Source organism: Parachitinimonas caeni, assembly GCF_030129945.1.
GTDB classification, from domain to species: domain Bacteria; phylum Pseudomonadota; class Gammaproteobacteria; order Burkholderiales; family Chitinimonadaceae; genus Parachitinimonas; species Parachitinimonas caeni.
This window is the reverse complement of record NZ_JARRAF010000006.1, coordinates 42,301-67,388: the sequence shown is the minus strand read 5'-3', so window position 1 is coordinate 67,388 and position 25,088 is coordinate 42,301. Positions and strand designations below refer to the sequence as shown.

The window sequence follows — 25,088 nt, the reverse complement described above, 5'->3', positions numbered from 1 at the left end:
AAATATAGGTTGCGAAGCAGGACATATGTCTTTGGTAGTTTTCCACAACAGACTGGGAATAGAGATGAACACGCCCGCCGAAATGAAATCGCACTATCTGTCGATGCTGTTCACACCGCGTAGCGTGGTCGTGGTCGGCGCTTCGGAAACGCCGGATTCGGTGGGCGCACGTGTTTTCAGAAACCTGCTCGACCACGGTTATCAGGGCAAGTTATTCGGCGTGAACTTGCGGCATCCTACGGTGTTCGGACGGGCCGTCTGGCCAAGCCTGGCGGTGTTGCCGGAGCGAGAGCCGGATCTGGCCATTATCGCCACGCCTGCGCGCACCCTGCCGGCATTGATGCGGGATTGCATTGCCTGTGGCGTGAAATCGGTGCTGGTGCTGTCGCGGGATTTCGTCGCCGCCGATGAGCACAATCGAAAATTGCTTGATGAGGCGCTGCAGATGGCAGGTAAAGCCGGGGTCCGGGTATTGGGGCCCAACCTGCTGGGTCTGATGCGTCCTGGCATTGGCCTGGTGGCTGCTAACTACCACGGGCATGTCCGGCCGGGGGCGTTGGCCTTGGTCGTGCAGTCGAGTTCGGTTGCCAGTGCCATGCTGGATTGGGCCGATGGCCATGAGGTTGGTTTTTCTACCGTGGTGTCGCTGGGGGCTGCGGCAGATGTCAATTTTGCGGAAGTGCTGGATTTTCTGGTGGAGGATCGGGAAACCAGCGGCATTCTGCTCTACATCGAGGATGTGGGGGCTGCCCGGCCCTTCATGAGTGCCTTGCGGGCGGCTTCACGCAGCAAGCCCGTGGTGGTGCTGAAAGTGGGCCGGCATCAGCGTGAAGAAAAGCTGGCGCGCACTCATAGCGAGCGACTGGTTGGGCGGGATGATGCCTTTGACGCCGCAATGCGGCGTGCCGGGGTGCTGCGGGTGCAGACCATGATCCAGATGGCTACTGCTGCGCGCATGCTGGCAACCGGGTATCGGGTGAAAGGGCGCCGATTGGCGATTGTCAGCAATGGATTTGGTGCTGGGCGTATGGCGGTTGATCGGGCGCTTGATCTGCGCGTGCAGCTGCCGTCGCTGGACCCGACCACCGTTGCGGCGCTGGATCAGGTCTTGCCGCGAATCGGCACCCACAATAACCCCGTGGACATCCTCGGAGATGCTCCGCCGGAGCGGTTTGAGGCGGCTGTACGGCTATGCCTGAATGATCCGAATATCGACGGGGTGATGGTGATTTTTACCCCCCAAGCGGGCACCGATCATCTGCTGACTGCTGAAAAGATGATCGCCCTGCGGGCGCAGAGCGAGAAGCTGCTGATGGTGTGCTGGCTCGGCGAAAAGCGGATTTCTCTATCCCGCAAGCTGTTCGAGCGGGCCAAGCTGGCGTACTTCATTACGCCGGAACAAGCCGTTGAAGCATTTGCCAGTCTGTCGGCATTCCAGTTCAACCAGATGCTGTCGCTGCAGACACCCGGACCTCTGGCGGATACCCAGCTGCCCGATCTGGATCAGGCGCATGCGATTGTGTCCAGGGCTCTGGCGCAAGGGCGCAGCATGCTTGATCCGGTCGAAACCGAGGCTTTGCTTAAAGTGTTTCGCATACCGTTTCTACCATCCATACAGGCTGCCAGCGCCGAAGCGGCTGTGGCGGCTGCAGAAAGGCTGGGTTACCCGGTTGCTGTAAAGCTCGATGCCGATGGCGTGCTGCACAAAACTGATCTGGACGGCGTGGCGCTGAATCTGGCGGATGCAACCAGCGTTGCCTCTGCGGCGAATCGCATCATGGCGGCGGCGCGTTTGCGAGTCGCTCCCGTCAGCGTGCGCGGTGTGACGGTGCAGCGCATGCACGACAAATCCCACGGTCGTGAGCTGATGGCTGGCGCGATCAGAGATTCAATCTTTGGCCCGCTGGTTACCTTCGGATCTGGCGGGGTTTCGGTGGAGGTGTTTGGTGATGTGGCTGTTGCGCTGCCGCCGTTGAATGCCCTGCTGGCCAATAACCTGATCCGGCGCACCCGCGTCAAACGTGCGCTGGGGGCATTCCGCAACGTACCCGCCATCGACATGGCTGCCGTGGAATTTGTATTGCTGCGCCTTTCCGAGTTGGTGTGTGAGCTTCCGGAAGTCGTGGAAGTGGATCTCAATCCGCTGGTCGCCGATGAAAATGGCGCGATTGCCGTTGATGCCAGCATCCTCGTCGAGCCAACACCGCCGGGTTTTCGGCGGTACGACCACATGGCGATCTACCCCTATCCCTCCCACCTGGTCGGAGCGGGTCAACTGCGCGATGGCACGCCGGTGGTGCTGCGTCCGATCCGCCCGGAAGACGCTGACGAAGAACAGCGCTTTGTGCGAGAGGAAATGTCGATGGAGAGCCGCTTCAACCGCTTTCTGGCCTCTTTGCGGCAGTTGCCCAAGCCCATGCTGGTGCGCTTCACCCAGCTGGATTACTCGCGCGAAATGGCGCTGGTAGCCACGGCGATGGAAGAGGATCGCGAGTCGATACTTGGTGTGGCGCGATACACGCTCAATCCCGATTGGCAAAGCGCCGAATTCGCGATTGCCGTCGGTGATCGGTCGCAGGGCCAAGGCCTGGGCAGCCTGTTGATGAATGCGCTGTTTGCTGCTGCCCGCGATGCCCACCTCGATACGCTGGAAGGCGAGGTATTAGGCAGCAATACCAGCATGCTGGCGTTGATGCGCAAGCTCGGGTTCGCGATACACCCCCATCCCGATGATCCGGCGCTGAAGTGGGTGGTCAAGTCACTGAACCCTGTGCCGTGATGCCCGCTTGTCGGCAGGCAGGGGGCCTTTGCGCGCAAGGCATCGGGTCTGCGTGGTTCCAGATGGTGCATAAACGGTGCATTGGCCAAACGCAGGCTATATTGGGATTACGTGATGCGCGGTTTGGGCAGGTGTGCTCGCCGAGCCTAGTTGTGGCCTACCTTGGATAAGGACTTATCGTGGCAATCAAAGACAGCGATCTCATTTTTGGTACCGAAGAGGTGCTGGTCAGCCTCTGTAATTCGGTAGTTCGGGTCTTCAGTATCGCGACGCAGAGCAAGTTTCATTACTCCGGCATGGTGCAGCGGATCACCAAGATCGGCCTCAAGCCGGATATCGGTTGCTTTGTGTTGTTCGATGGTGGGTTTTCAGGCTTGGTGGTACTCAACTTCTCGGCGGCCACGGCTATGGAAATCTACGAAAAATACATGCTGACCATGGGCATGCCCAAAAGTGAGCTGGCGATTTCGCATACCTCGGACGAAGTCGGCAATATCATGGGGGAGTTGATGAACCAGATTGTTGGCGACTTCACCAGCAAGGTGAGGCGTGAATTGCAGACCAATATCACCCAGAATCAGCCCAAGATGCTGGTTCTCAACAAGCAAGTCATGCTGAGTGTTGACACGCCGCTTGATCGCCCTGAAATCCGCCGGGTGACCTTTTATTCGGAAAGCAACAATATCTTCTACCTCGAACTGGCGATCGACCGGACCGAGTTCATCAAACTGCACGATTTTGTGCCCGAAGCGGCTTCAGACCCTGATACCGTCATGGCGGAAAGCCAGCAAAACGCGGGTGCTGCATCTGCCTCATCAACCCCACCAGATGACGATCACAACGACTTTCTGAAATCGCTAGGGATGTAAACCGCGTAGGTAAGAGCCTGGCAAGGGTTCGGCTGATTGGCGGGATGGAGACTTGCCGGCATTGCCGGCAAGTGTCGGTGGGGGGCTTACTCAGAAAAGCGCTCGGCGTGACGGGGAATCGACGCGAGTGCGCCGGTCCAGTGCGCTGCCAGCGCTGTCTGGTAGGCTTGGGCGAATTCTGCAGAAATGAATTCGTAGACTTCCATATACGTTGCCTGTTCTGGCGTTCCAAGCTTGGTCATCCGCCGGCACTGCCGGCAATACGGCCCCAGTGCCACCAGCATGGCTTGGGCAGCTTGCTGCACTTGTGCAATGTACGTGCCGGTAGGCAATTTGTAATAGATAAACCAGTGTTCAGTGGACAGCATACGGAAGCTCCCCCACGGTCAGAAGCGGGCCTTCCAGACTGCCAAGATGCAAGCCGTGCTCCAGACTGGCAATTTGCGCCACGACCAATACCTCGTATCCGCCCTTGGGTGAGGGAGCTGCCAGCATGATCTTGCCGGAGGCTTGGCCTTGCATTTCGGGGCTGAACACATCCTGACCCGCTGCAACCGACTCGGCGGCGATGTGGGCCCGATACATACGGCGTTTGAGCTTGCCGAGATACTGGGTGCGGGCGACGATCTCCTGCCCTGGGTAGCACCCCTTGTTGAAGCTGACAGCGCCAATCAATTCCATATTGGCCATTTGTGCCACAAACTCTTCTTGCGTGGCCGCGCCGATCCACGGGATACCCGCGCAAATATCCGTCCAGGTCCAGACAGTGCCGCCGGCGGGCTTGGCATGGGCTGCCAGCGCTTGCCAGGTGGCGACCGCGTGTTCGCTGGCTACCACGACTTCGTAGCGTTGGCCGGGTAGGTGCAGGATAGTGGCGTGCCCAGACTGAGCGACCGAATGCGGGCTGGCCAGTTCACAGTCGAATACTTGCCTGATCACCGCTGCAGCGCCGGGGCCAGCCAGCCCCATGCGCACGCGCTCTGTGCTGGCATCGCTGGCCTTGGTCTTGGTGCGCATGATGTACATCGACAGCCGTTTGATCATGGCGGGTAGCAACTCGGCTGCTAGCTGCACCATGTAATCGTTTCCCTCTCGGAACAGCAGGAAGCTCGCCAGCATGCGGCCTTTCGGGGTGGAGTAGCTGCTGTACTGGCTAAGATGGGTTTCCAGCTTGCGGACGTCGCTCGACAACTGGCCATTGAGGAATGCCTGGGTTTCCTCGCCTGAAAAGCGGATCAAGCCAAAATGCGATAAATCGACCAGCACGCATTGTTCGGTGGCAGCGGTCAGTTCGGCGTGCGCGTCGCCAAAGTGCAGAACGCGATCCTCGGCCAATGTGGCCCCTTGCGTTTGCAGAAATTGTTGCCAATCGGCTTGCATGGGTATCTCCTTGGGCAGTATTGGGATGGGGCCAATTATAAGATGCGCAGGCGATGACAACGTAAGCTGTCTGCGCGCACCAGCGATGGTGGGAATGAATGTTGCTGCCAGTCATCCATAGCGGGCATACAAATTGGACGCTAACTGGGCCATACTCGGCGCAAAGGAGATCGCAATGGGTGAGATGCCGGAGAAAATTGGCAAATATCGGATCGTGCGTGAGCTGGGTCGAGGAACGACAGGGGTCGTTTATTTGGCGGTAGACCCGTTTCTTGGGACGCAAGTCGCCATCAAGCGTGCTCATCCGGAGTTGCTGGAGGATCGTTCGCAAGGTGGCCGTTTTCTGCGGCTATTGCAAAACGAGGCCAGCCTGGTTGGCAAGCTCAAGCATCCGCATATTGCCGCGTTGCTGGATGCTGAAATCGAAGAGCACGAAGCCTATGTTGTCGTTGAATATGTAGAAGGCAGCACACTGGAGGTGCATTGCTCGGTAGACGAGTTGCTACCTGTCCGGGATGTCGTCGAAGTGATCTTCAAATGCTGCAATGCGCTTGATTACGCACAGCGTCTGGGATTGATTCATCGCGATATCAAGCCTGCCAATATTCTGCTAACCCGTGAGCGGGAAGTGAAGTTGACCGACTTTGGTGCGGCACTGGCGTTGAAATCGGAAAAAACACAGATCACCGGTTTTATTGGTTCGCCAGCGTTTATGTCACCCGAACAGGTGATGGAAAAGCCGCTAACCCATCAGTCCGATATTTACTCGCTCGGTGTGGTGATGTACCAGCTACTGACTGGCCGGCTGCCATTTGAGGCTGATTCTGACTACACCACTATCTACAAGATCTGCAATGAGACCCCGCAACCCTTGAAAGTCTTGCGGCCCGAACTGCCAGATGGCTTGCAGGCCATTATTGATCATACGTTGGCCAGAGATCCTGCCCGGCGTTACCCGACCTGGGTTGCTTTTGCGGAAGCGCTGGCAAGCTTGTTCCGCGAGTTGCCAAGGCGGGGCGATGATGTGGCGGATAGCGAGAAGTTCAACCTGCTCAAGCCGCTGAGTTTTTTCTCCGAATTCAGCGATGTGGAACTTTGGTCGGTTTTACGCCTTGGCACATGGCACTGGTTGCCAAGAGGAACCCAGCTGATACGTGAAGGAATGCCGGGGAATTCGTTCTACATTCTGGTGGAAGGGCGTGTCAGCGTCACGCGCAAGGGCTGGGAGCTGGATACCCTGGATGCCGGGGAAAGCCTGGGAGAAATGGCCTACCTGAATCCGGCCAGCCGAGTACGCTCTGCCACGATTACCGCGGATACCGATATATCGGTGCTGAAAATTCGCGGCGACTCCCTGCATCAAGCCCCTCCCGAGTTGCAGATGCGGTTTGATAAAGTGTTTATCCGCTTGCTGGTTGAGCGACTGACTCAGGCCAATCGCCAATTGGCGGCGATTGATATTGGCAGAATCTGAACCTACGCAGGAGGTGTACCCCTGCTTATCCGTAGGAGGTCATGAAAAAGCCCACTTCATGGAGAAGTGGGCTTTTTTCTGGGGTGGTGCGATCAATAAACCAGCGAAGTGGCTGCATTGGCACCGGGACGACTTGCGCCACCAGAATTGAGTTCAGGTGCATCCAGCTTGCCTGATACACCCAAGCTCGCATCGACGCTGATCGGGCCGCTACGCAGGCGTGCGCCAATTCGGCCGCTTAGTTTCTTGTCTGCACTGACGTTAAAGGTGCCATTGGCGGTGAACTTGCCTGAATTCAAGGCAAGCCCCGACATGGCGACCTCCTGTCCTCGTACCTTGATGTCACCCGATAAGCTGTCAAAGCGCGTCTGTCCTCCGCGAGCCAGCGTGGTTGGCGACTGCGACTTCAGCGGCGTGATCAGGTCCAGGTTATGCAATATTCCGTCCGTGACTGTGAACTTCATATCAATCTGAGGCGTGTTGAGCAGGTCTTCAAAGCTGGTGCCTTCATACAAGAACTGCGCGGTGCCCTCCATCCGGCCCTTGGCATGGGTGATTGGGCTGAACATCATCGAGAATGGCTCTACTGCTATTCCCTTGCCAGTCAATGAACCGGAAAGGTTCCAGTTTTCCGTGCTCCAATCCAGGCGACCCGAGCCCAGAACCACAGCGTTGAATAACATGCCATTGATGTCATCAATCGTGACACCCGTCTGATCGGCAATGCCCTTGACCAGCAGCTGATCGAAATAAACCTGGAATCTGCCTGGCGTGGTCCAGGTCTTGGCATGAAATTCTAGAGAGAACTTGTCATTCAGAGGTTTGATGGTCAGATTGGCGCGTTCTTTTTCATCGCTGACCGTGACTTCCTTGAACATGCCATCCTCTGCCAGCTTCAGCTTGCCCTGCAGTGGGCCTACAGTGGTGGATGGGCCGAGCTTGACGCTGCAATTGCGTAATCCGATGGTGTCCAAACGAATGTCGCCTTCTTGGCTGGGCTTGAGTTTGGCAGGCAAGGCAATCAAGAAGGGCTTGTCAAATTGGCCGCCATCGAGCGTCATATCCGCGATATGGTTGCGAATGCGCAGAATATTGCGGCCATTGATCGGAATCTCGATTTTGTTAATCGATGCTTCGCCAACCTTGCCAATCGTGATGCCTTCAATCAGTAATGCCGGGCGAGGGGAGTAGGTGAAGTCGATCGAAGAAATCTTGACGGGCGAGCCAAGGCGTTCACTGGCTGTCTTTTCCAGGCCAGCAATATAGCGGTTGTAAGGAAAGACCAGTGGCGCCAAGCCTAGCAACACCACCACGATCACCAGGACCACCAGCATTTTTTTGAGAGAGGACATAAGAAATTTCTTTTACGGTGTTGACAAGGTAAATAGTTGAGTCTATTATAGCGGCTTCTTCGGTTCCCTGATAGCTCAGTCGGTAGAGCGACGGACTGTTAATCCGCAGGTCCCTGGTTCGAGTCCAGGTCGGGGAGCCAAAAGTTTCAGAAAGCCGCACTTAAGTTCACGCTTGAGTGCGGTTTTTTCATTTGCGCGGTGAGCGGCGTGTTCCGGCCAGTGTGGGGTGACAATGTTCATCGTTTGCTTCAAATGCGGAAAAAATATTCCGTTATCATGCCATCATTCCTGATAACTGCCCAGTACCGTTTGGACAGGTCTCTCTCAGGCGCGTGGTCATTGGCGTCATGCGCTGCGCTTTGCTAAAACTAGCCTATCCCTAAGCCAAAAGGTTCGACCTCATGTCGGATACTCCTGCTGCTGCCGCTGCTGAAACGCCTCCCAAAATTCCTTTGCTCAAGCGAGTCCTGGCTATGGCGCGAGGCGGTCCCGGCTTGGTTTTCTGGCTGATTGCCCTTGGCGTTGTGTTGGTGGTGGGGGTAATGGCCTTTATGGGAGGGGTGTCCATGGGCACCCTACGTCACCGCAAGGTGGAGCAAAGCTATGTGCAGCAGACCAAAGCCTTACGTGCGCAGTTGCTGAAGTTGTCTGAAGAAAAGCTGGCGTCAGATAAGGCCAAGGATGAGGCGCTTTCCCATTACGAGGCACAGTCTCGCGATATGGCTTTGATGAAAAGCGAGCTGGACCAGTTCAAGATGGAAAAGAATGCGCTGGAGAAGATCAAGGCAGAGATACTGGCCTTGACCAAAGGCGATGAAAAATCCGGCAAGGCGGGTGGCAAAGGGGATGCCAAGCCGGATAACAAGCCGAACTGCGTCGTGGGATCTGGTAGGGTGCAGACCAAATCGGATATTGACTGCTTGCATCTTAAGGAAGTGATTGATGCCATGAATGGCGTCCAGTCGGGTAAGCCGGCGGCGGTCCCTGCGCCGGCTCCGGCAGCTACTCCCTCGCCAGCTGCGCCAGCACATAAGTCGCATTGACGTATCGGCTATATAAAAAGCCCTGCAAAACGTAGTTTTGCAGGGCTTTGTTTTGTGATGCGACGATTTACTTGATGCGGTTGGCGTACATGAAATCTTCCATCGCCGCTTCGGCCAGGTTGAACCAGCCGTGCTGCAGGCTGCGGAAGGCTTTAAAGTCGGTGTAGATCTTCTTGAAGATAGCGTTTTTGCCTGCTTCTTCCTCGTAAAGTTCAAATGCAGCCTTTTGGGCGGCTTGCAGCAGATCTGTTGGGTATTTGTGCAGTTTGACGCCTTGTTTGATCAGACGGACCAGGGCCTGAGGGTTCTTGGCGTCGTATTCTGCCAGCATGACCACATTGGCCTCGGCACAGGCGACTTCAAAGGCAGCTTTGTAGTCGGCGGGCAGCTTTTCCCACTCCTTGATATTGACGTAGAACGACAGCATTGGACCTGGCTCCCACCAGCCTGGGTAGTAGTAATTCTTTACGACTTTATAGAAGCCAAGCTTTTCGTCATCGTATGGGCCAACCCATTCTGTTGCGTCGATGGTGCCTTTTTCCAGAGCGGGGTAGATGTCTCCACCTGGGATGGTTTGCGGCACGGCGCCCAGGCGCGACATGATTTCGCCGCCGATGCCGGGAATCCGCATCTTCACGCCCTTGAGGTCGGGCAAAGACTTGATCTCGTTACGGAACCAGCCGCCCATCTGGGTGCCGGTGTTGCCACCGGGGAAGTTGATGACGTTGTATTCACGGAATAGCTCGCGGACCAACTTCAAGCCATCGCCAAAATACATCCAGGCATTTTGCTGGCGGGCGGTCAAGCCAAAAGGGATGGCCGTATCGAAGGCGAAGGCCTTGTTCTTGCCGACGTAGTAATAGCTGGCGGAGTGTCCACACTCGACGGTGCCGTTCTGAACGGCATCAAGTACCTGTAAGCCGGGAACAATTTCGCCGCCGGCGAAGACCCGAATATCGAATTTGCCGTTTGTCAGCTGCTTGACGCGTGCGGACAAGGTTTCTGCAGCACCATAGATGGTGTCCAGGCTCTTGGGGAAGCTGGACGCCAGCCGCCAGCGAATGGCGGGACCGTCAGCTGCGATGGCAGGGGCGGCAGCACTGGCGGCAACGGCGCCAGCAAGACCGGCTTGCTTCAAAAATGAACGTCTTTCCACTCTCTGCTCCTTCTTCTTGATAAATGCCGACTAGTGCGGCAAGGGGTAGGCAAAACTATGCGCGGGAAACCGCCCGTGCGCTCGGGCGGATTCCACGGTGTCACCATCTATTTGGCCAGTTCCTCAAATGCCTTGGCAGCATCATCAGCGCCCTGATTGCTGTCAGCAGGTTTGTTGGCCGGGGCGACTTCCTTAGTGGGTTGGCCCTGAAACAGGATGTCGTTGACCGGCGCTGCAGTGTCTTCATGCACCGTTTTATGACCGACCAGACCAGGGAAGGCAATGATCAAGCCCACCATGATGATCTGGATGATGACAAACGGTATGGCGCCCCAATAGATATCGGTGGTCTTGATTTCCTTTGGCGCCACACTGCGCAGGTAGAACAAGGCAAAGCCAAATGGGGGGTGCATGAAGGAGGTCTGCATGTTCACGCCAAGCAGCACGCCAAACCAGATCAGGTCGATGCCTAACTTCTGCGCCACTGGCGCCAGCAGTGGTACCAGGATGAAGGCAATCTCGAAAAAGTCGAGGAAAAACGCCAGAAAGAACACCAGCAGGTTGACGAAGATCAGGAAGCCAATGACGCCGCCTGGCAGAGCTGTCAGCAAGTGCTCGACCCATTTGTCGCCATCTACCCCAAGAAAGGCGATGCGGAATACCCGGGCGCCGATCAGGATGAAGATGACGAAGGTGGATAATTTTAGCGTCGAATCAAGCGCCTGTTTCAGTAAGGACAGATTCAGCCGGCGATTGATGATGGCCAGGATCAGGGCGCCAACGGCTCCCATGGCACCGCCTTCGGTCGGTGTGGCAATGCCAAGAAAGATGGTGCCCAGAACCAGAAAGATCAGAACCAGAGGAGGGACCAGCGCGGTAACGACCCGCATGGCCAATTGGGTGCCTTGCAGCGTGCGGGCTTCAGGGGGGAGGGCGGGTGCTGCGCTGGGTTTGAAAATGGTCACGCCAAGTACGTAGACCACGTAAAACGCTGTCAGCAGTAAGCCCGGCCCCATCGCGCCTGCATACATATCACCGACCGAGGTACCCAATTGGTCGGACAGGACGATTAGCACCAGCGATGGCGGAATGATCTGGGCGAGCGTGCCGGAAGCGGCGATTACACCCGTAGCCAGTCGTTTATCGTAGCCATAGCGCAGCATGACGGGCAGTGAGATCAGACCCATCGAGATGACTGAAGCGGCGACCACGCCTGTGGTTGCGGCCAGCAGCGCCCCGACGAAGATCACTGCAAATGCAAGACCGCCACGCAAGCGGCCAAATAGTTGGCCGATCGTGTCCAGCATGTCTTCGGCCATGCCACTTCTTTCCAGAATCAACCCCATGAAGGTGAAGAACGGAATCGCCAGCAGCGTGTCGTTCTTCATGATGTCGAATACCTGGCGGGGCAGGGCTTGCAGTAGCTCAGGCTTGAGCAAACCAAGCTGGATACCGATCAGGCTGAACATCAAACCAACAGCTGACAGGGCAAATGCCACCGGATAACCCATCAGCAAGAACAAGATCAGCGAGCCGAACATGATCGGCGCCATTAACTCCAGACTCATACCGGCTCCTCCGCTTTGTTAGGTTTTTCCGAAGGGTCGGGGATCAGATCATTGATAAACGCGATGCGTTTGATGATTTCCGAGATCGCCTGCAGGGTCAGCAGGCTGAAGCCCACCGGAATCAGCAGCAGTACCGGCCAACGTATCAGCCCTCCCGCATCAGACGACATTTCGTTTTTGACGAAGGCATCCAGAAAAATCGGCCAGCCGAAGTAGACCATCAAGATGGCCATTGGCATCAGGAACAACAGTCCTCCTGCAATGTCGATCCAGGCCTGGCCTTTCCTGGAAAGGCGCCCGGTCAGGATGTCGATGCGAATATGCTCGTTGTGGCGCAGGGTGTACCCCCCGCCCAGCAGGAAGACCGCTGAGAACAGGTACCACTGTATTTCGAGAAATCCATTCGAGCTGTTGTTGAAGGTGTAGCGGAAGAGGGCATTGCCGGCGCAGATCAATGTCATGACCAGTACCAGCCAGCGTGCAAAGCGGCCGATGTACTCGTTGGTGGCATCAATCAGCTTCGACAGTCGAAGCAAGGCGTGCATTTTTCGTTTGATCCTATCTCTCTGGGTGGTTGGGTGGGCTCGCGCTCTTGTCAATGGCGCTGGCAAGCGGGTTTCGATCTGGCCTGTGCTGTGATTCAAGAACCTCTCTGCGGATTGACAACCGGATGTCCGGCTGTAAACCAGAGGGTGAGGGAGGCTTGATGGCTTCGATGCCCGTCATTGCTGGCGGACATGCCGACCGTGGTCACGCAATAGGTCTTGAGCAGACGTGGGCATGCTCCTCTTCTGATTGGGTTGCAGGAATTTGGCGCGGTTGACGTTTTGTTTCCGAAGCGGAAATCAATCGTCAATCGGGCCGGATCCTGAACCGCTTGCAAACAATTCCGACTGGCGTTGTTGGGCATTTTGCAGCGTTATGCCAATGGCGCCAGGCCCAACGGATACTTTGCCCGGTCAGTGCGGGAGGTGGCCATGCAACGGCACCTCTTCGCGGAAACATGCCATTCCTGCTGCTGAATCCCTGTGAGGGATCTAAAAATGGCTGGCATGGTTGACAGGGTAAAACTCCCATAGGTTGTCCGTTTGTGCCGGGTGTGGCAAGCGGTCGCAGGGGGTGTCGGTCATAACGTTATTACGGAACCGCCTGTTGAAAAAGAGGGCGGCTCTCTTGTTGATCACGGCGCAGGGGCCTGCTGGCGTTAGAAAACCCGTGCAAGTGATTCAAACAGATAGGATTTGTCATCAGGAATGGCTGTTGCTGACCAGAGAATCGAACTCGTTGTTATACAGATTGTGTCGTATGCTGAAAGACCACCTGCTGAGGTTCAGTGGATGCTTTATTTCGGATCGTGTGGCGGCAAATTGGGCTGGATGTTGGGCAAGGTCTTTCTGACATCGTTGCGGTTCCAATCCGGCAACACCTTTCGTCCCGAAAGGAGAATGTCATGGTGGTGAGCCACTCTATGGCAATCGCTCGGCAAGATCTGACCGATTTCTTGGCGCTCAATGCGGTTGGCGCTTATTCGGCTGGGCCAGTCGAACTCTACCCATGCCGCCTCCACCTGCTCAAAATCCCAACCGGCGTGGCCGAAGCTGAAACACTGGCAGAACCTTATAGAAGCTCCTTATTCCAGTGACTTCCCGTATGGCACGAACTCCTACTGGTGGCGGCGTCTTGAGGGGGGCTTTGAGCCCGGAAGAGTTATCGGCGCTTGATCTGCCGCCGCTGCAAATCACCGAGAAAATCGACCGGCTGATGCCCTTGGCACTGGAGTGGTACAACCACGTCGAGGCGAGTTTGTTGCCACTGGGGCGCCCGCTCACCGAGATGGAACTGCTGAAGGCCCGCATGTTTGGCGTGCAGAACCCCGAGCAGGTACGGATTGCCGTGCTGGGGCGATTTCCAATGCCGGAAGATCCCTTTCTGCGCCAGGAGGCGGAGCGCTTTGGACTGGGGAGTCGGGCCGAGTGCGGTCGCCTGATTGGTTACGTCATCATGCTCAAACCCCACTATTCGCTGAGCCGTACGGTCATTGCGCATGAGCTGGTACACATCTCTCAGCATGATCGCTTGGGGCGCGCAGGCTTCCTGCGACGATATCTGATCGAAATGGAGATGGTGGGATATGAACGGTCACCGCTAGAGCGGGAAGCCTACGATAAGCAATCACTATGGGGGGGGTGACGCCCCACTCTTGGCGGTGGCGCCAACCAATTTTCTGCCATCGAGCCCGGCTGGGCCCGCATCTTGTGACAACGCCCTTAGAGTCCGTGCGATCCAAATGGACTGTCAATCGCCAGAAGCCAACTACCGTCTGCCTGGCGTCTGGCGACATCTGAGGTTTGTCCCGCCATTTGCAGCGGTGTGCCATCCGGCCCGGTGGCATCGAAAGTCCAGTCGGCATACAGCAGTGCGACGCCATTGGCTTCAATGATTTTGGGCGCCGCCATCACAAAGCGCCCATTCATGCCCATAAAACCGGCCAGCGCTTCACGAATGCCGGCTTGCCCGGTGACCCGCAGGCCGGGCTGGGGCAAGAGAACGGCGTCTGGCTCGTATAGCGATACCAGTCCATCCAGATTACCGCTCGAAAAGTACTCACTGAACAGCCGATGCACATCGGCTGGGCTATTCGCTGGCATAGTGAACTCCCGCATACGTTTATCAAAAAAGCCGGCGCGGCCAGAAGACTCTGGCCGGCCCTTTGATATAGCAAATCCCCGCCACTTTGATGCAAACCTGACGTCAACAGAGCCTGGCTAGAATTTACCACCGCGAAAATCTGCCACGGCTTGCATGACTTCCTCTTGCGTGTTCATTACAAAAGGCCCCCACTGAACAATCGGTTCGCGCAACGGTTGGCCCGCTATCAGCAATAGCCGCGCAGGCCGATCCCCGGCCCGCAGGCTGATCTGGTTGGCCTGCGGTGATGTGGTCAGTATTCCCATCTGTGTAGCCGAGACTTGTCGCGCCAGCTCACCAATCTGGACTTCACCCGCATAAACATAGATGAAAGCATTGAAATGTGCCGGCAGAGCGTGTGCGAACGTGCTGCCGGCCGGCAGCGAGACATCAAGATACAGCGGTTCGGTATCCGGGCGCTCAATGGCCCCTGCCTGCTCATCCAGGCGACCGGCAATCAGCTTGATTGTTACGCCCTCGGCGCGTGTCAGTACGGGGATTTCGTCAGATGGAATATCGCGATACCAGGGGGCCGCGAGTTTGTTCTTGCCTGGCAGGTTTACCCACAGCTGAAATCCCTGCATCAACCCATTTTCCTGCTCGGGCAACTCGCTGTGAACAATGCCGCGACCCGCTGTCATCCACTGCACGCCACCCGGCCCGAGCAAGCCTTCGTGCCCGGCATTGTCGCGGTGACGCATACGGCCAGCCAGCATATAGGTCACCGTTTCAAATCCCCGATGCGGGTGGTCCGGAAAACCGGCCAGATAATCATCCGGGTTGTCGCTGTGGAAATAGTCAAGCATCAGGAAGGGATCAAGCCTCCGCTGCAAGTCTTGCGTCAGTACCCTTAGCAGCTTGACTCCAGCGCCATCCGACGTGGGAACGCCATGCACAATCCGTTCGAGTTCGCGGCTGAATGCCATGAGCTTCTCCTTCAAAAAATTCAATTGGTTTGCTCGGGATAGACCGAGATGTGACGGGTATTCTTGCTGAATATGGCAGCTGAAGATAACGGAACAATCAGAAAGTATTGTTCTTAAAAATTGATTAATTATTTGATGGTGGTATGCCGTGAGTGCTATTGAAGAGCGATATGTCTTTGGGCCGGCCGAAAGATGATGACGGAAGCCACCTCATGCAATGAGTGAGGTGGGCACGCCGACTACGGGGAATCGTGATTATTTTTTAGGCAATTTGAAATTTTACCGCTTGCTCAATGGTTTAGATGAATTCTCCCCGGCTTGTCCACAGACTTCTACCTTGAATACTGTGGATCTGTGAGTACTTGTACAAATTGAACCCACCGTTTGTCGGAAATATGGTGTCAATACTGGGTTTCCCCGTGCGAATGGGGATATTTCTGTAAGTCATGGCCAATCTGATTAAAAAATAAGCTATCTGAAAAATGTCTGCTGCAACAGATACTTGGCTTGTCTATCCCCGTCTTGTCCACAGGGTTGTGCCGTAATAACTGTGGATTTGAGGATAGTTGTACAGTTTGTGGCCAAGGCTTGTGGACGGGACTCAAACAAGATACCCACAAGTATTGATCCACAGCAGGCATAGACAGCAAAAAACAGGCCAGTTCAGGTGATTGATTAAAATTTAAGCAGATTGGCTTTTCCTAATCAACACAGCAACTTGTCTGGCCTTTCCCATGTTTATCCACAGACTTGTGCGGGGTTTACTGTGGATTTGGGGATGACTGGCTCAGAGCCTAGGTTTGGGTGGCTTAATGTGCCCGTTGATCGAATCCGGAGGCGTTGTGCTATGAACGCTGACGCAAGAACTCGCTGGACTGCTTGGGAATAAGGGCTATCGCGGCACAATGCATGCAAAAGGCATGCCTGTATGTGAGATTGCCTAAATTTTAGGCATGTAAAAATTACCGTTCTGCCTCAGAGGCTTGGTCTGATTGTCCACAGCCCTTGCACAGCCTTGTCCCGTAGGGCTGTGGGTGAGTTGGGATTTCTGACCTTAATGGCGCAGAACACAACACACGGCGCGAGCCATCGCAATTTTGCGCTGCCGCATTGCCTAATTTTTAATCTATGTAACTTTTTATATTGTTAACAGTAGGTTAGTGAAGTTTTCCACAGGTACTGAACAGGCTTGCCCAGTGTGGCTGGGGATTTCGTGCCTGGCCTGCCTAAAAAACAGGCTGTTTAGAATTTTGTAATTATTACATTGGCTTAGGTGGATTATTCACAGCTTGTCCTACGGGTTGTCCTGCGTTTGTGGGGATGTTGCATTGCGACATCTAAGGCGGTTGGAATATGTCTATACAAGTTGTATTCTATGCGCGCCTTTTCCTTGTTTCAGAGTAGCCAAGCATGTCCCCGAATGAGTTTTTCAGCCAACTATGGCAAGACTATGTTGCCATGGCCCCCCAAGCTGACCAGATCTACAAGTTGTTTGCCGCTGATAACGGCACTGTTGTTAACGACCACGTTGCATTCCGTACTTTCAATCTGGCGCCGATCAATATCGAGCGGCTGGAGAAGCATTTCTTTGCCATGGGTTATCGTCGGCACGAGCCCTACCGGTTTGACGACAAGAAGCTCGATGCTTGGAGCTATCTGCACGAAGATCCGACCCAGCCTCGCATCTTTCTATCGGAGCTGTGCGTCAATGAACTGTCTGCCGCCGCTCAGGAGTACATCTCTGGCCTGGTCGCGCAGATCGACCCGGCTCGCGTTGATGACCCCAGTGTGTTTTGGGCTGGTCCGCTCTGGAAGATGCCCAGTCATGCGGATTATCTGCGCCTACTCGAAGAGAGTGAGTACGCCGGCTGGATGGCGGCCATCGGTATGCGCGTCAATCACTTCACGGTCAGCATCAATCACCTGACTACACCGACCACCTTGCAAGGTGTAGTGGAGCGTGTCGAACAAGCCGGGTTTGCCATCAACGGTGCTGGCGGCAAGCTCAAGGGCACGCCGGAGCAGCTGCTGGAGCAGGCTTCGACGCTGGCTGACCGGATGCCGATGGTATTCGCTGATGGCAGCACTCACGCCATTCCCACTTGTTATTACGAGTTTGCCCGTCGCTATCCCGATGCGAAGGGCGAGTTGTACCAAGGCTTCATCCCGTCCAGTGCTGACAAGATTTTTGAGTCAACTGACGTCAAGAAGAGCCTCAAGGCCGCTTAAAAGAAGGGCCATTGCCTGCTTCGCTGCCCGAGGCGGTGCAGCAGGCTGCAAAACCAAGCCGTTGGCAATTGTCTGATACCACCTGTTTCTACTAGGAGAAATCGTCCATGTTCCCGATCCTGATCGTTGGCGCTGGCAAAATCGGCGCATCCATTGCAAAACTGCTCTACCACAGCGGCAACTACGACATCACTGTTGCAGACCGCGACCAGGCTGCCCTCAGCCGCCTGACCGAGCGTGTGCCGGTCAAGACTGCCGTGGTCAACATGACCGATACCGCGCAGCTGGCAGGGGTTCTGGATGGCAAGAAGGCCGTGCTGTCGGCAACTTCCTTCGACATCAACCCCAAGATTGCTGAAGCCGCGCTCAAGGCAGGCGCCAGCTACTTTGATCTGACCGAAGATGTCGCCACCACCCGTGCCGTGCGCGCACTGGCTGAAACCGCTAAGCCCGGCCAGATCTTCATGCCGCAGTGCGGCCTGGCTCCTGGCTTCATTGGTGTATTGGGTCATCATCTGTCGAAGGGTTTCGACAAGATCGACGAAATCAAGATGCGCGTTGGCGCCTTGCCCCAGTTCCCGACCAACCATCTCAAGTACAACCTCACCTGGTCTACCGATGGTCTGATCAATGAATACTGCAACCCTTGCGAAGCGGTATACCGTGGCGAAAAGATCGACGTACTGCCGCTGGAAGGTCTGGAGCACTTCTCGCTGGACGGCGTAGAGTATGAAGCGTTCAACACCTCGGGTGGTTTGGGCACGCTGTGCGAGACCCTGGCCGGTCGAGTGAATGAACTGAACTACAAGACCGTACGTTACAGCGGTCACCAGTATCTGATGGACTTCATCATCAATGGTCTGAAGATGGGCTCAACCCTGGAGCGCCGTAAGCAGCTGAAAGAAATCATGGAAAACGCCCTGCCAATCACTTGGCAAGACGTTGTTCTGGTTTTCGTTTCGGCTTCGGGCTGGAAAGATGGTCAGTACGTTCAGGTTACCGATGCGCGCAAGGTTTACCACCAGAAGCTGTTTGATGAGCACTGGTCTTCCATTCAGCTGACCACAGCAGCTGGCGCCTGTGCCGCCATTGACCTGCACGTGGCCGGCAAACTGCCGAACCAGGGCTTTGTGCGCCAGGAAGACATCGACTTCAACGACTTCATCGCCAACCGTTTTGGTCAGTACTACGCAGTTGAACGTAGTGCTGAGGAGATCCCTGCATGAGTCTCACCCCCAATACCCTGAAAACACTGGGATTGGCAGAGCTGGCAGCCCAACCCCACTGGCCTTCGGCCGTGGTGGCGGGTGAGGCCCACTATGCTGATACCAACCCGGTGCAATTCCGCTCGCCGATTGATGGCAGCGTGATTGGTTCGTTTGCCCCGGCCCCGGCAGGCATGGTGAAAATGGCGCTGGAAGCCGCTCACGGTGCTTATCTCAAGTGGCGTACTGTTCCTGCTCCCAAGCGTGGTGAGTTCGTTCGCCGTATTGGCGAGAAAGTACGTGAGCGCAAGAGTGAGCTGGCCCAGGTTATTACTCTGGAAGCCGGCAAGATCCGTGCGGAAGCCGAAGGTGAAGTCCAGGAATGGATTGATATCTGTGAATTTGCCGTGGGTCTGTCGCGCCAGTTGCATGGCCTGACCATTGCCAGTGAGCGCCAAGACCATCGCATGATGGAACAGTGGCACCCGATCGGCACCATTGGTGTCATTTCGGCCTTCAACTTCCCGATGGCAGTCTGGGCCTGGAACGCCATGCTGGCGCTGGTCTGCGGTGACTCGGTGGTCTGGAAGCCTTCCGAGAAGACTCCGCTCTGCGCCTTGGCTGTACAACGCCTGATCGACGAAGTGACCGCAGAAATGGGCGATGCCATTCCGGCTCACCTGTGTCAGCTGGTCAATGGTTTGGCAGATGTCGGCGAAGCCATTGCAGCCAGTCCGCTGGTCCCGCTGGTATCGGCGACCGGTTCCACTCGCATGGGTCGCGCCGTGGCCCAAACCGTGGCCGCCCGTCTGGGTCGCAGTTTGCTGGAACTCGGTGGCAACAACGCCATGATCGTTGCGCCGTCGGCTGATCTCGAACTCGCGGTGCGTGCCATCGTGTTTGCGGCGGCCGGTACGGCTGGTCAGCGTTGCACCACGCTGCGCCGCCTGATCGTGCATGAAAGCGTGCTCGATACGGTGGTCTCTCGCGTGCAGAAGGCTTACCAGACCCTGCCGATTGGTGATCCCCGCAAGGATGGCGTATTGATTGGCCCGTTGATCGACAGCCATTCGTTTGAGCAGATGCAAGCCTCGCTACAGGCCGTTGTCGCGCAAGGCGGCAAGATCGTTTGCGGTGGCGAGCGTGTGACGGAAGGCGTACCGGCTGGCGGCTACTATGTCCGCCCTGCCATCGTCAGCGTGCCTGGCAACCTGCCAGCGGTATGCCACGAGACTTTCGCACCGATTCTGTATGTGATGCCGTATAGCGAGTTCCAGGATGCGGTGGAACTGCAAAACGGTGTACCGCAGGGTCTGTCGTCAGCCATCTTTACCGAGAGCATGAAGGAAGCCGAACTGTTCGTTTCGGCAGCCGGTTCGGATTGTGGCATCGCCAACGTCAATATCGGCACTAGCGGTGCGGAAATCGGCGGTGCATTCGGTGGTGAAAAAGACACCGGTGGCGGCCGTGAATCGGGTTCCGATTCGTGGAAAGCGTATATGCGCCGCACCACCAATACCATCAACTATGGCAATGCATTGCCGCTGGCACAGGGCATCAAGTTTGATGTCTGATCGGCTAGCTGATGGGTTGAAATGAAAAGCGGGGAGGTGACTCCCCGCTTTTTTTGAGACGATCAATTCGGGTTATTCCGATTGCTTCTTCTGGTTGTAGTCCTTGATCTGCGACATCAGCTCGTGGGCGCCCCCCTTCTTGCTGTGAATGTCCGAGATTTTTTCACTCACGTCACTGACATCATAGGCACCCTTTACCAGGCCCGAAGCCTGCATGAAGACCCCACCTCCGTACAAGGCGCCACCGACAAGCTTGGCGGCCGGGTGCGGTAAGCGCATCGCCATCGAGCCGGCTTGCTTCATCCCTTTTCCTACGACAATCGATGTGCCAACACTGGCGCCAATCTTTTTCATCTGGCCGCTGTAGGCATCTTCTGTTGTCTGGATGACTTTTGCCCGCATTTCGCCTGAAGCGAGTGATACCGCGCCGACAACCTTTGCCCCCTCAACGGAATGCTTGATTGCCTTTATCGGGTCCATCTGCGACAGCTCAGCCTTGACGATGTCCGTCGTCTGGCCAAACGAAGGAAAGTTGCCAGAAAGTACATCTTCCGTTCCTCCATTATGTGAAAAGGTATACAGCTCGTGCATATCCGACACGGTTTTGCGTACACCACTGAATCCTGGCAACTCGCCCGACATCAGGCGGCCCATCGACTCGCCCCGCGAGCTGAAGGCGTCTTGAATGCCTTCCTTGATGGGTGCTTCGGGGACGTGCTTTTTCAGAGGGGTAATCATGTGCTCATCAAGGTAAGCGTCGGCCTGCTTGCTGGGATATGAGGTAAAGCTGCTGAACATACTGCTCAAGCCGCTGAACAAGCCTTTGGATGGCTGGCTGCTGGCGCTTTGCAGTGATGATGGACCAGATTCAACCTTTACGGGAACGCTTGGGGTGGTTTGACTGAGTGAACTGACCTGGGTACTGGAATGGACGCTGGTCGTCATGGTGCATGCTCCTTGAAGCTAATAAAAAATTCTTTGTGTAGCCCGCTGTATCGGGTTACCTGAACGATGACGGGTCATCGCCAGAAAAATTGGCCGTGTCTGTTCACACCGGGATCAGCATGGCGGGTGGCACGAAGCGGATATCAGAGGCCGGGGATGGTGCTTGGGATAGCCGTTGGTTGATGACCGCCAAGTAGCTTTCGCAGTGCTCTGCAACCGAGTGGAGTGCGAGCTCAAGCGTGCTGACATCAAGGGACTCAGGTATGAGTGCCAAGTGATAGATAATCGACTGGTTGCCCTGGTGGATCGATAGCACTCCCCCGGCCGTGCCAATACCCAGGCAATTAGCTTCGAGCAGGATTTCAAAAATCTTCTGCCTTTGTGCGGATTGCAGTGGGAGTGGTGCGACAATCCCGTATAAATACAAAACATCATCCTGCAGTTCACCGCTTACTTCAGTGCCGCTCACCAGCTGCAATCCAAAAGATCCATCTGCTGCCAGTGTGATATTGGCAATTTGATTACGCTGCCCAAGTTGTTGGATGACAGAATTCAAATGGTCAAATGCCTGCATGGCTGTTTCCTGTTTTGCTTATTCGGGTTTAATTAATATGGTGCTTTCTAAAAGTTAAGTAACCGTGGAGCGTGGATTGTTCATGCTGCTGTGCTAGGGAAATCCCTTGGAACTTTTTGTTTGTAAATTAATATTTAATTAAGGTGGTGAATGCTGTCGCCAGTAATTTCCGAGAGGATTCGCGGGGTGGAGGCAGTTTGGTGCGGATGATAGACGTGATTTGACGCGCTTTTTGACTTGATATTGAATGGCTTTTACGAGTCAGTATGAGATGAGCACTTCCGGAGAGGTTGGTAGTAATAAAAAAGCGGGAACGAGCCCCGCTTTGAATGTTTTATGCTTGGTTGTCTTGAAGGAATAAACATTATGCAAAATTGCCAAATTGGGTCATGTGCTCGAACATCTTGTCTTTTTCAAGAGGGGCGGACTGCTGCTGGTTGAAATCGCTAACCATGGCATGAGCCTGCTTGATTCCGCCATGCTGCTGTTCAAGGCTGCTTACCTGCTGACCAAATGAATCCAGCTTGTAGGTGGCATTGGCCAAGCCGCTCACCGTCATCATATGACCGCTTGCTATCAACCCTCCACCCACTAGCTTGGCTGCGGGATGCGGCAGCGCAAATAGCGCCTGTCCGCCGGTCTTCAGCAGTTGACCCGTGGCGAAACTGGTAACAAGACCTGAGCCAATCTTGGTGAGCTGGCTTTCCTCATAAGCATGTAGCGTCTGGGATATCTCCGCCCGCTTTTCTGTGCTGGTATTGAGTACCGCATTGCCGGCTTTTGCGCCTTCCAGCAGCTTTTGGGCGGTCGAGATAGGGTGCGTGATCGTGTTGGTCCACGAGGTATCTGATGTATGGCTATTCAACTCTGCCTTGGCCATCTCAAACGCCTGCTGCTTGGTCGGCAATTCACCACTAATGATTTTCTGCTGACCGCCATGCATGCGGAATTCGGCTAGATCCATGCCCGTTTTCAGGCCGGTCATGACATGACTCATATCGGGAAATTGACCTGACATGGCCTTGTTCAGGACTTCACTCCGATCGGTGAAAGCGCTTGTCGCGCCATCGGTTATCGGGGACTGGATGACGTGCTGTTTGAGCGGCTCAATCACATGCTGATCGGTGTACTGATCGGCGTGCTGCTGCAAGGCCGCTTGTACCCACGAGCTGGGTCCGCTAAAGAGTGTACTGATTAGACTTTTGGAAGGCTGAGTCGTAGCGCCTTGCAAGGTGGGGTTGCCGGACTCGACTTTGCTGCTGTCGGGTGAGGATATCTGGTTGATCGAGTGAATACTGGTGCTGGATTGAATACCAAATGACATACACTTTCCCCAATTTATTTGTGTGCGTTCAGACCCTGGGTGCAATGCCTGCAGGTAGCTCGGAATCAGGCGGACATCAGCATGGTAGGCGTTCCGAATGTAGTTTCGACCGGCGTTGCCTCGGCTTGCGACAGTAGCCGGTTAATGATTCCAAGGTAAAACGCACAATGTTGGCCGACCGAAGCGAGCGCTGTTTCGAGTGCGTCAAGATCCAGTGCTTCGGGTGCGAGGGCAAGGTGATAGACGAAGGACTCCAGCTGTCCATGCAATGACAATACGCCCCCGGAGGTTCCAGCCCCCAGGCAATTGGATTCGAGCAAGACTTCATAAACCCTGCGTCGTTGCTCTGGTTGTGGGGGAAGTGGGCAAATAATGCCATATAGATACAAAACATCATCAATCAGCTCGAAGCTTACTTCGGTACCGTCGGCAAGCTTCAGACCAAACGAGCCGTCAGCGGCGAGCTGCGTATCGGCAATGTTGTTACGCCTCCCCAGTTCGGCAACCAGGTTGTTCAGATGATCAAATGCTTGCATGAGAATTTACTCCTGTTAAATGGCGTGATGTTTGGTTTATGGTGCTTGGGCCTGATATAAGGCTACGTAACTTTATCAAGAAAATTGTTCCATATGTTTGTCGAGGCGATGCTTTGTCTGCCTCGGGCAAACGCGTTAGACGGGAGTAAAGACATGGTGATTTATGAGGTGAATCTGCAGCCCGAGCCCCAACTGTTTGAAGCGATTACGCGTTATATGCTGGATAGGCACATCCCGCAGATTTTCGAAACGGGGTGCTTCGTCGATATCACTTTCGAGCGATGTGATGAGGGGCGATTACGTACCTGCTATCGGGCAGCAGACCGGGCAGCGCTCGACCATTATCTGGCGGTTCATACTGCAGCGATGCGTGCCGATTTCATCGAGCATTTTCCGCAGGGCGTGACGGTGAGCCGGGCCGTGTGGGAGGAGCTGGGCCAATGGCGGGCAGGGGGCCGCTGATTATTGGCGCTGGAGGGGGTGGGTAGTGGCTATGCGTGATATCCGTGACTTGTTTGGAGGCGGGGGGCTGGGTAGATTGGCTGGCTGACCTTCATTTTTAGTGAATCCATGTCGCGTTCTGCCACGCTTCTGGCGCTTGCCGCCATCGTGCTTTGGGCTTCTCTGGCCTTGCTCTCCGTACAACTCCGTGCCGTGCCGCCCTTCCTGCTGGTGGCGATTGCCCTGCTGGTTGGGGCGGCCTGCGGCTTGCCGCGTTGGCGGGAGTGGAAAGTCCCGCCAACTACGCTCCTGCTCGGTTGCTATGGCCTGTTTGGTTATCACTTCTGCCTGTTCATGGCCTTTCGTTTTGCACCAGCGCTTGAGGCCAACCTCATCAACTACCTGTGGCCCTTACTAATCGTTCTGTTATCTCCGCTGATTCTGCCTGGCGTCAGTCTGACGCCACGGCATATCGCGGGGGGCTTGCTGGGTTTTGCCGGTTGCGGGCTGATTGTGGCGGGACAAGGGCTGGCGCTGCCTGAAAGCCGCCATCTACTGGGTTATGGGCTGGCGTTGATGGCAGCGGTGATGTGGTCCACTTACTCCCTGCTGACCAAGCGGGTGCGGGCTTTTCCGACAGGTGCCATCGGTGGCTTCTGCGCGGCATCGGGTGTGCTGGCCTTGCTGGCGCATTGCTTGTTCGAACCGGCTTATTGGCCACTCCCTGCGGAGTGGGGATGGTTGCTGTGGCTGGGTGTCGGCCCCATGGGGGCTGCATTTTTTCTATGGGATGCCGCACTCAAGCGGGGGGATGCCCGGGCAATCGGCACCTTGGCGTATCTGACGCCACTGCTTTCAACCGCTCTGCTGGCCTTGTTTGGTGGTGGCAGCTTTGGCTGGCGGGCTGCAGTAGCGATGGGGTTGATTCTGGGGGGCGCCTGGCTAGGGAATTCGTCCAGGCGAGGGGATCCGCGTTGAAGTCTTTCCTGGCCCCGGATGAGGCCAGGTTGATGAAGTCGGCATGA

At 55.6% G+C, this 25,088-nt stretch carries 22 protein-coding genes and 1 tRNA gene; 11 read left to right on the top strand and 12 right to left on the bottom strand.

Annotation, left to right across the window (positions count from 1 at the left end; translation table 11 throughout):
• The first annotated feature begins 64 nt into the window (after nt 1-64).
• Nucleotides 65-2,779 (top strand): bifunctional acetate--CoA ligase family protein/GNAT family N-acetyltransferase, encoded by a 2,715-nt coding sequence (locus PZA18_RS06905; RefSeq protein WP_284100081.1) that lies wholly within the window; start codon nt 65-67, stop codon nt 2,777-2,779.
• 179 nt (nt 2,780-2,958) lie between these two features.
• The gene (locus PZA18_RS06900) at nt 2,959-3,648 is read left to right on the top strand and encodes a DUF3334 family protein (RefSeq protein ID WP_284100080.1); all 690 of its coding nucleotides are present in this window, start codon (nt 2,959-2,961) and stop codon (nt 3,646-3,648) included.
• Between the two features lie 86 nt (nt 3,649-3,734).
• Here PZA18_RS06900 and PZA18_RS06895 read toward each other — a convergent pair whose 3' ends face one another.
• Together PZA18_RS06895 and ygfZ are read right to left on the bottom strand one after the other, a co-directional pair.
• The gene (locus PZA18_RS06895; protein ID WP_284100079.1) at nt 3,735-4,016 is read right to left on the bottom strand and encodes a DUF4936 family protein; all 282 of its coding nucleotides are present in this window, start codon (nt 4,014-4,016) and stop codon (nt 3,735-3,737) included.
• Nucleotides 4,003-5,028, bottom strand: a complete 1,026-nt coding sequence (ygfZ, locus tag PZA18_RS06890) for a CAF17-like 4Fe-4S cluster assembly/insertion protein YgfZ (RefSeq protein ID WP_284100078.1) — start codon at nt 5,026-5,028, stop codon at nt 4,003-4,005. Before ygfZ ends, PZA18_RS06895 begins: the two co-directional genes overlap by 14 nt.
• Before the next feature lie 175 nt (nt 5,029-5,203).
• Between ygfZ and PZA18_RS06885 the strand changes: the two genes are divergently transcribed.
• A complete protein-coding gene (locus tag PZA18_RS06885) occupies nt 5,204-6,502 on the top strand; it encodes a protein kinase domain-containing protein (RefSeq protein WP_284100077.1) in 1,299 nt (432 codons plus the stop codon).
• 92 nt (nt 6,503-6,594) lie between these two features.
• On the opposite strand, the gene PZA18_RS06880 is transcribed toward PZA18_RS06885, so the two are convergent.
• Complete coding sequence (locus PZA18_RS06880) at nt 6,595-7,854, bottom strand: AsmA family protein (protein WP_284100076.1); 1,260 nt, start codon at nt 7,852-7,854, stop codon at nt 6,595-6,597.
• Nucleotides 7,855-7,918: 64 nt separating this feature from the next.
• On the opposite strand from PZA18_RS06880, the gene PZA18_RS06875 reads away from it, so the two are divergent.
• Together PZA18_RS06875 and PZA18_RS06870 are read left to right on the top strand one after the other, a co-directional pair.
• Nucleotides 7,919-7,994, top strand: a tRNA-Asn gene (locus PZA18_RS06875).
• Nucleotides 7,995-8,255: 261 nt separating this feature from the next.
• Entirely contained in the window at nt 8,256-8,897 is a 642-nt protein-coding gene (locus PZA18_RS06870) for a hypothetical protein (RefSeq protein ID WP_284100075.1), read from the top strand.
• A gap of 67 nt (nt 8,898-8,964) precedes the next feature.
• On the opposite strand, the gene PZA18_RS06865 is transcribed toward PZA18_RS06870, so the two are convergent.
• The 3 genes from PZA18_RS06865 to PZA18_RS06855 all read right to left on the bottom strand — a co-directional run bounded on the left by PZA18_RS06865 (nt 8,965) and on the right by PZA18_RS06855 (nt 12,166).
• Nucleotides 8,965-10,053 (bottom strand): TRAP transporter substrate-binding protein, encoded by a 1,089-nt coding sequence (locus PZA18_RS06865; RefSeq protein ID WP_284100074.1) that lies wholly within the window; start codon nt 10,051-10,053, stop codon nt 8,965-8,967.
• Nucleotides 10,054-10,160: 107 nt separating this feature from the next.
• Entirely contained in the window at nt 10,161-11,621 is a 1,461-nt protein-coding gene (locus PZA18_RS06860) for a TRAP transporter large permease (protein WP_284100073.1), read from the bottom strand.
• Nucleotides 11,618-12,166: a TRAP transporter small permease subunit gene (locus PZA18_RS06855; protein ID WP_284100072.1), complete on the bottom strand. Its 549-nt coding sequence runs from the start codon at nt 12,164-12,166 to the stop codon at nt 11,618-11,620. Before PZA18_RS06855 ends, PZA18_RS06860 begins: the two co-directional genes overlap by 4 nt.
• A gap of 1,105 nt (nt 12,167-13,271) precedes the next feature.
• Here PZA18_RS06855 and PZA18_RS06850 point away from each other — a divergent pair.
• Nucleotides 13,272-13,811 carry a hypothetical protein gene (locus PZA18_RS06850; protein ID WP_284100071.1) on the top strand — a complete coding sequence of 180 codons (540 nt, stop codon included), beginning with the start codon at nt 13,272-13,274 and terminating at the stop codon, nt 13,809-13,811.
• A gap of 77 nt (nt 13,812-13,888) precedes the next feature.
• Here PZA18_RS06850 and PZA18_RS06845 read toward each other — a convergent pair whose 3' ends face one another.
• Both PZA18_RS06845 and PZA18_RS06840 read right to left on the bottom strand, forming a co-directional pair.
• On the bottom strand, nt 13,889-14,269 hold the full coding sequence (locus PZA18_RS06845; RefSeq protein WP_284100070.1) for a YybH family protein: 381 nt from the start codon (nt 14,267-14,269) through the stop codon (nt 13,889-13,891).
• Between the two features lie 117 nt (nt 14,270-14,386).
• Nucleotides 14,387-15,235 (bottom strand): pirin family protein, encoded by an 849-nt coding sequence (locus tag PZA18_RS06840; RefSeq protein WP_284100068.1) that lies wholly within the window; start codon nt 15,233-15,235, stop codon nt 14,387-14,389.
• 1,410 nt (nt 15,236-16,645) lie between these two features.
• Here PZA18_RS06840 and PZA18_RS06835 point away from each other — a divergent pair.
• The 3 genes from PZA18_RS06835 (at nt 16,646) to amaB (ending at nt 20,243) form a co-directional block, all read left to right on the top strand.
• The gene (locus tag PZA18_RS06835; protein ID WP_284100067.1) at nt 16,646-17,464 is read left to right on the top strand and encodes a DUF1338 domain-containing protein; all 819 of its coding nucleotides are present in this window, start codon (nt 16,646-16,648) and stop codon (nt 17,462-17,464) included.
• A gap of 107 nt (nt 17,465-17,571) precedes the next feature.
• A complete protein-coding gene (locus PZA18_RS06830; RefSeq protein ID WP_284100066.1) occupies nt 17,572-18,690 on the top strand; it encodes a saccharopine dehydrogenase family protein in 1,119 nt (372 codons plus the stop codon).
• The gene (gene amaB, locus PZA18_RS06825; protein WP_284100065.1) at nt 18,687-20,243 is read left to right on the top strand and encodes an L-piperidine-6-carboxylate dehydrogenase; all 1,557 of its coding nucleotides are present in this window, start codon (nt 18,687-18,689) and stop codon (nt 20,241-20,243) included. Before PZA18_RS06830 ends, amaB begins: the two co-directional genes overlap by 4 nt.
• Before the next feature lie 72 nt (nt 20,244-20,315).
• Here amaB and PZA18_RS06820 read toward each other — a convergent pair whose 3' ends face one another.
• The 4 genes from PZA18_RS06820 to PZA18_RS06805 form a co-directional block, all read right to left on the bottom strand.
• A complete protein-coding gene (locus PZA18_RS06820; protein ID WP_284100064.1) occupies nt 20,316-21,188 on the bottom strand; it encodes a hypothetical protein in 873 nt (290 codons plus the stop codon).
• A 103-nt stretch (nt 21,189-21,291) separates the two neighbouring features.
• Nucleotides 21,292-21,762, bottom strand: coding sequence for a CesT family type III secretion system chaperone (locus tag PZA18_RS06815; protein ID WP_284100063.1), 471 nt, complete (start codon nt 21,760-21,762; stop codon nt 21,292-21,294).
• Between the two features lie 364 nt (nt 21,763-22,126).
• Nucleotides 22,127-22,876, bottom strand: a complete 750-nt coding sequence (locus PZA18_RS06810) for a hypothetical protein (protein WP_284100062.1) — start codon at nt 22,874-22,876, stop codon at nt 22,127-22,129.
• 275 nt (nt 22,877-23,151) lie between these two features.
• Nucleotides 23,152-23,622 (bottom strand): CesT family type III secretion system chaperone, encoded by a 471-nt coding sequence (locus PZA18_RS06805; protein WP_284100061.1) that lies wholly within the window; start codon nt 23,620-23,622, stop codon nt 23,152-23,154.
• Nucleotides 23,623-23,775: 153 nt separating this feature from the next.
• Between PZA18_RS06805 and PZA18_RS06800 the strand changes: the two genes are divergently transcribed.
• The gene (locus PZA18_RS06800; protein ID WP_284100060.1) at nt 23,776-24,084 is read left to right on the top strand and encodes a DUF4286 family protein; all 309 of its coding nucleotides are present in this window, start codon (nt 23,776-23,778) and stop codon (nt 24,082-24,084) included.
• A gap of 108 nt (nt 24,085-24,192) precedes the next feature.
• Nucleotides 24,193-25,041, top strand: a complete 849-nt coding sequence (locus PZA18_RS06795) for a DMT family transporter (protein WP_284100059.1) — start codon at nt 24,193-24,195, stop codon at nt 25,039-25,041.
• The last annotated feature ends 47 nt before the right edge of the window (nt 25,042-25,088 follow it).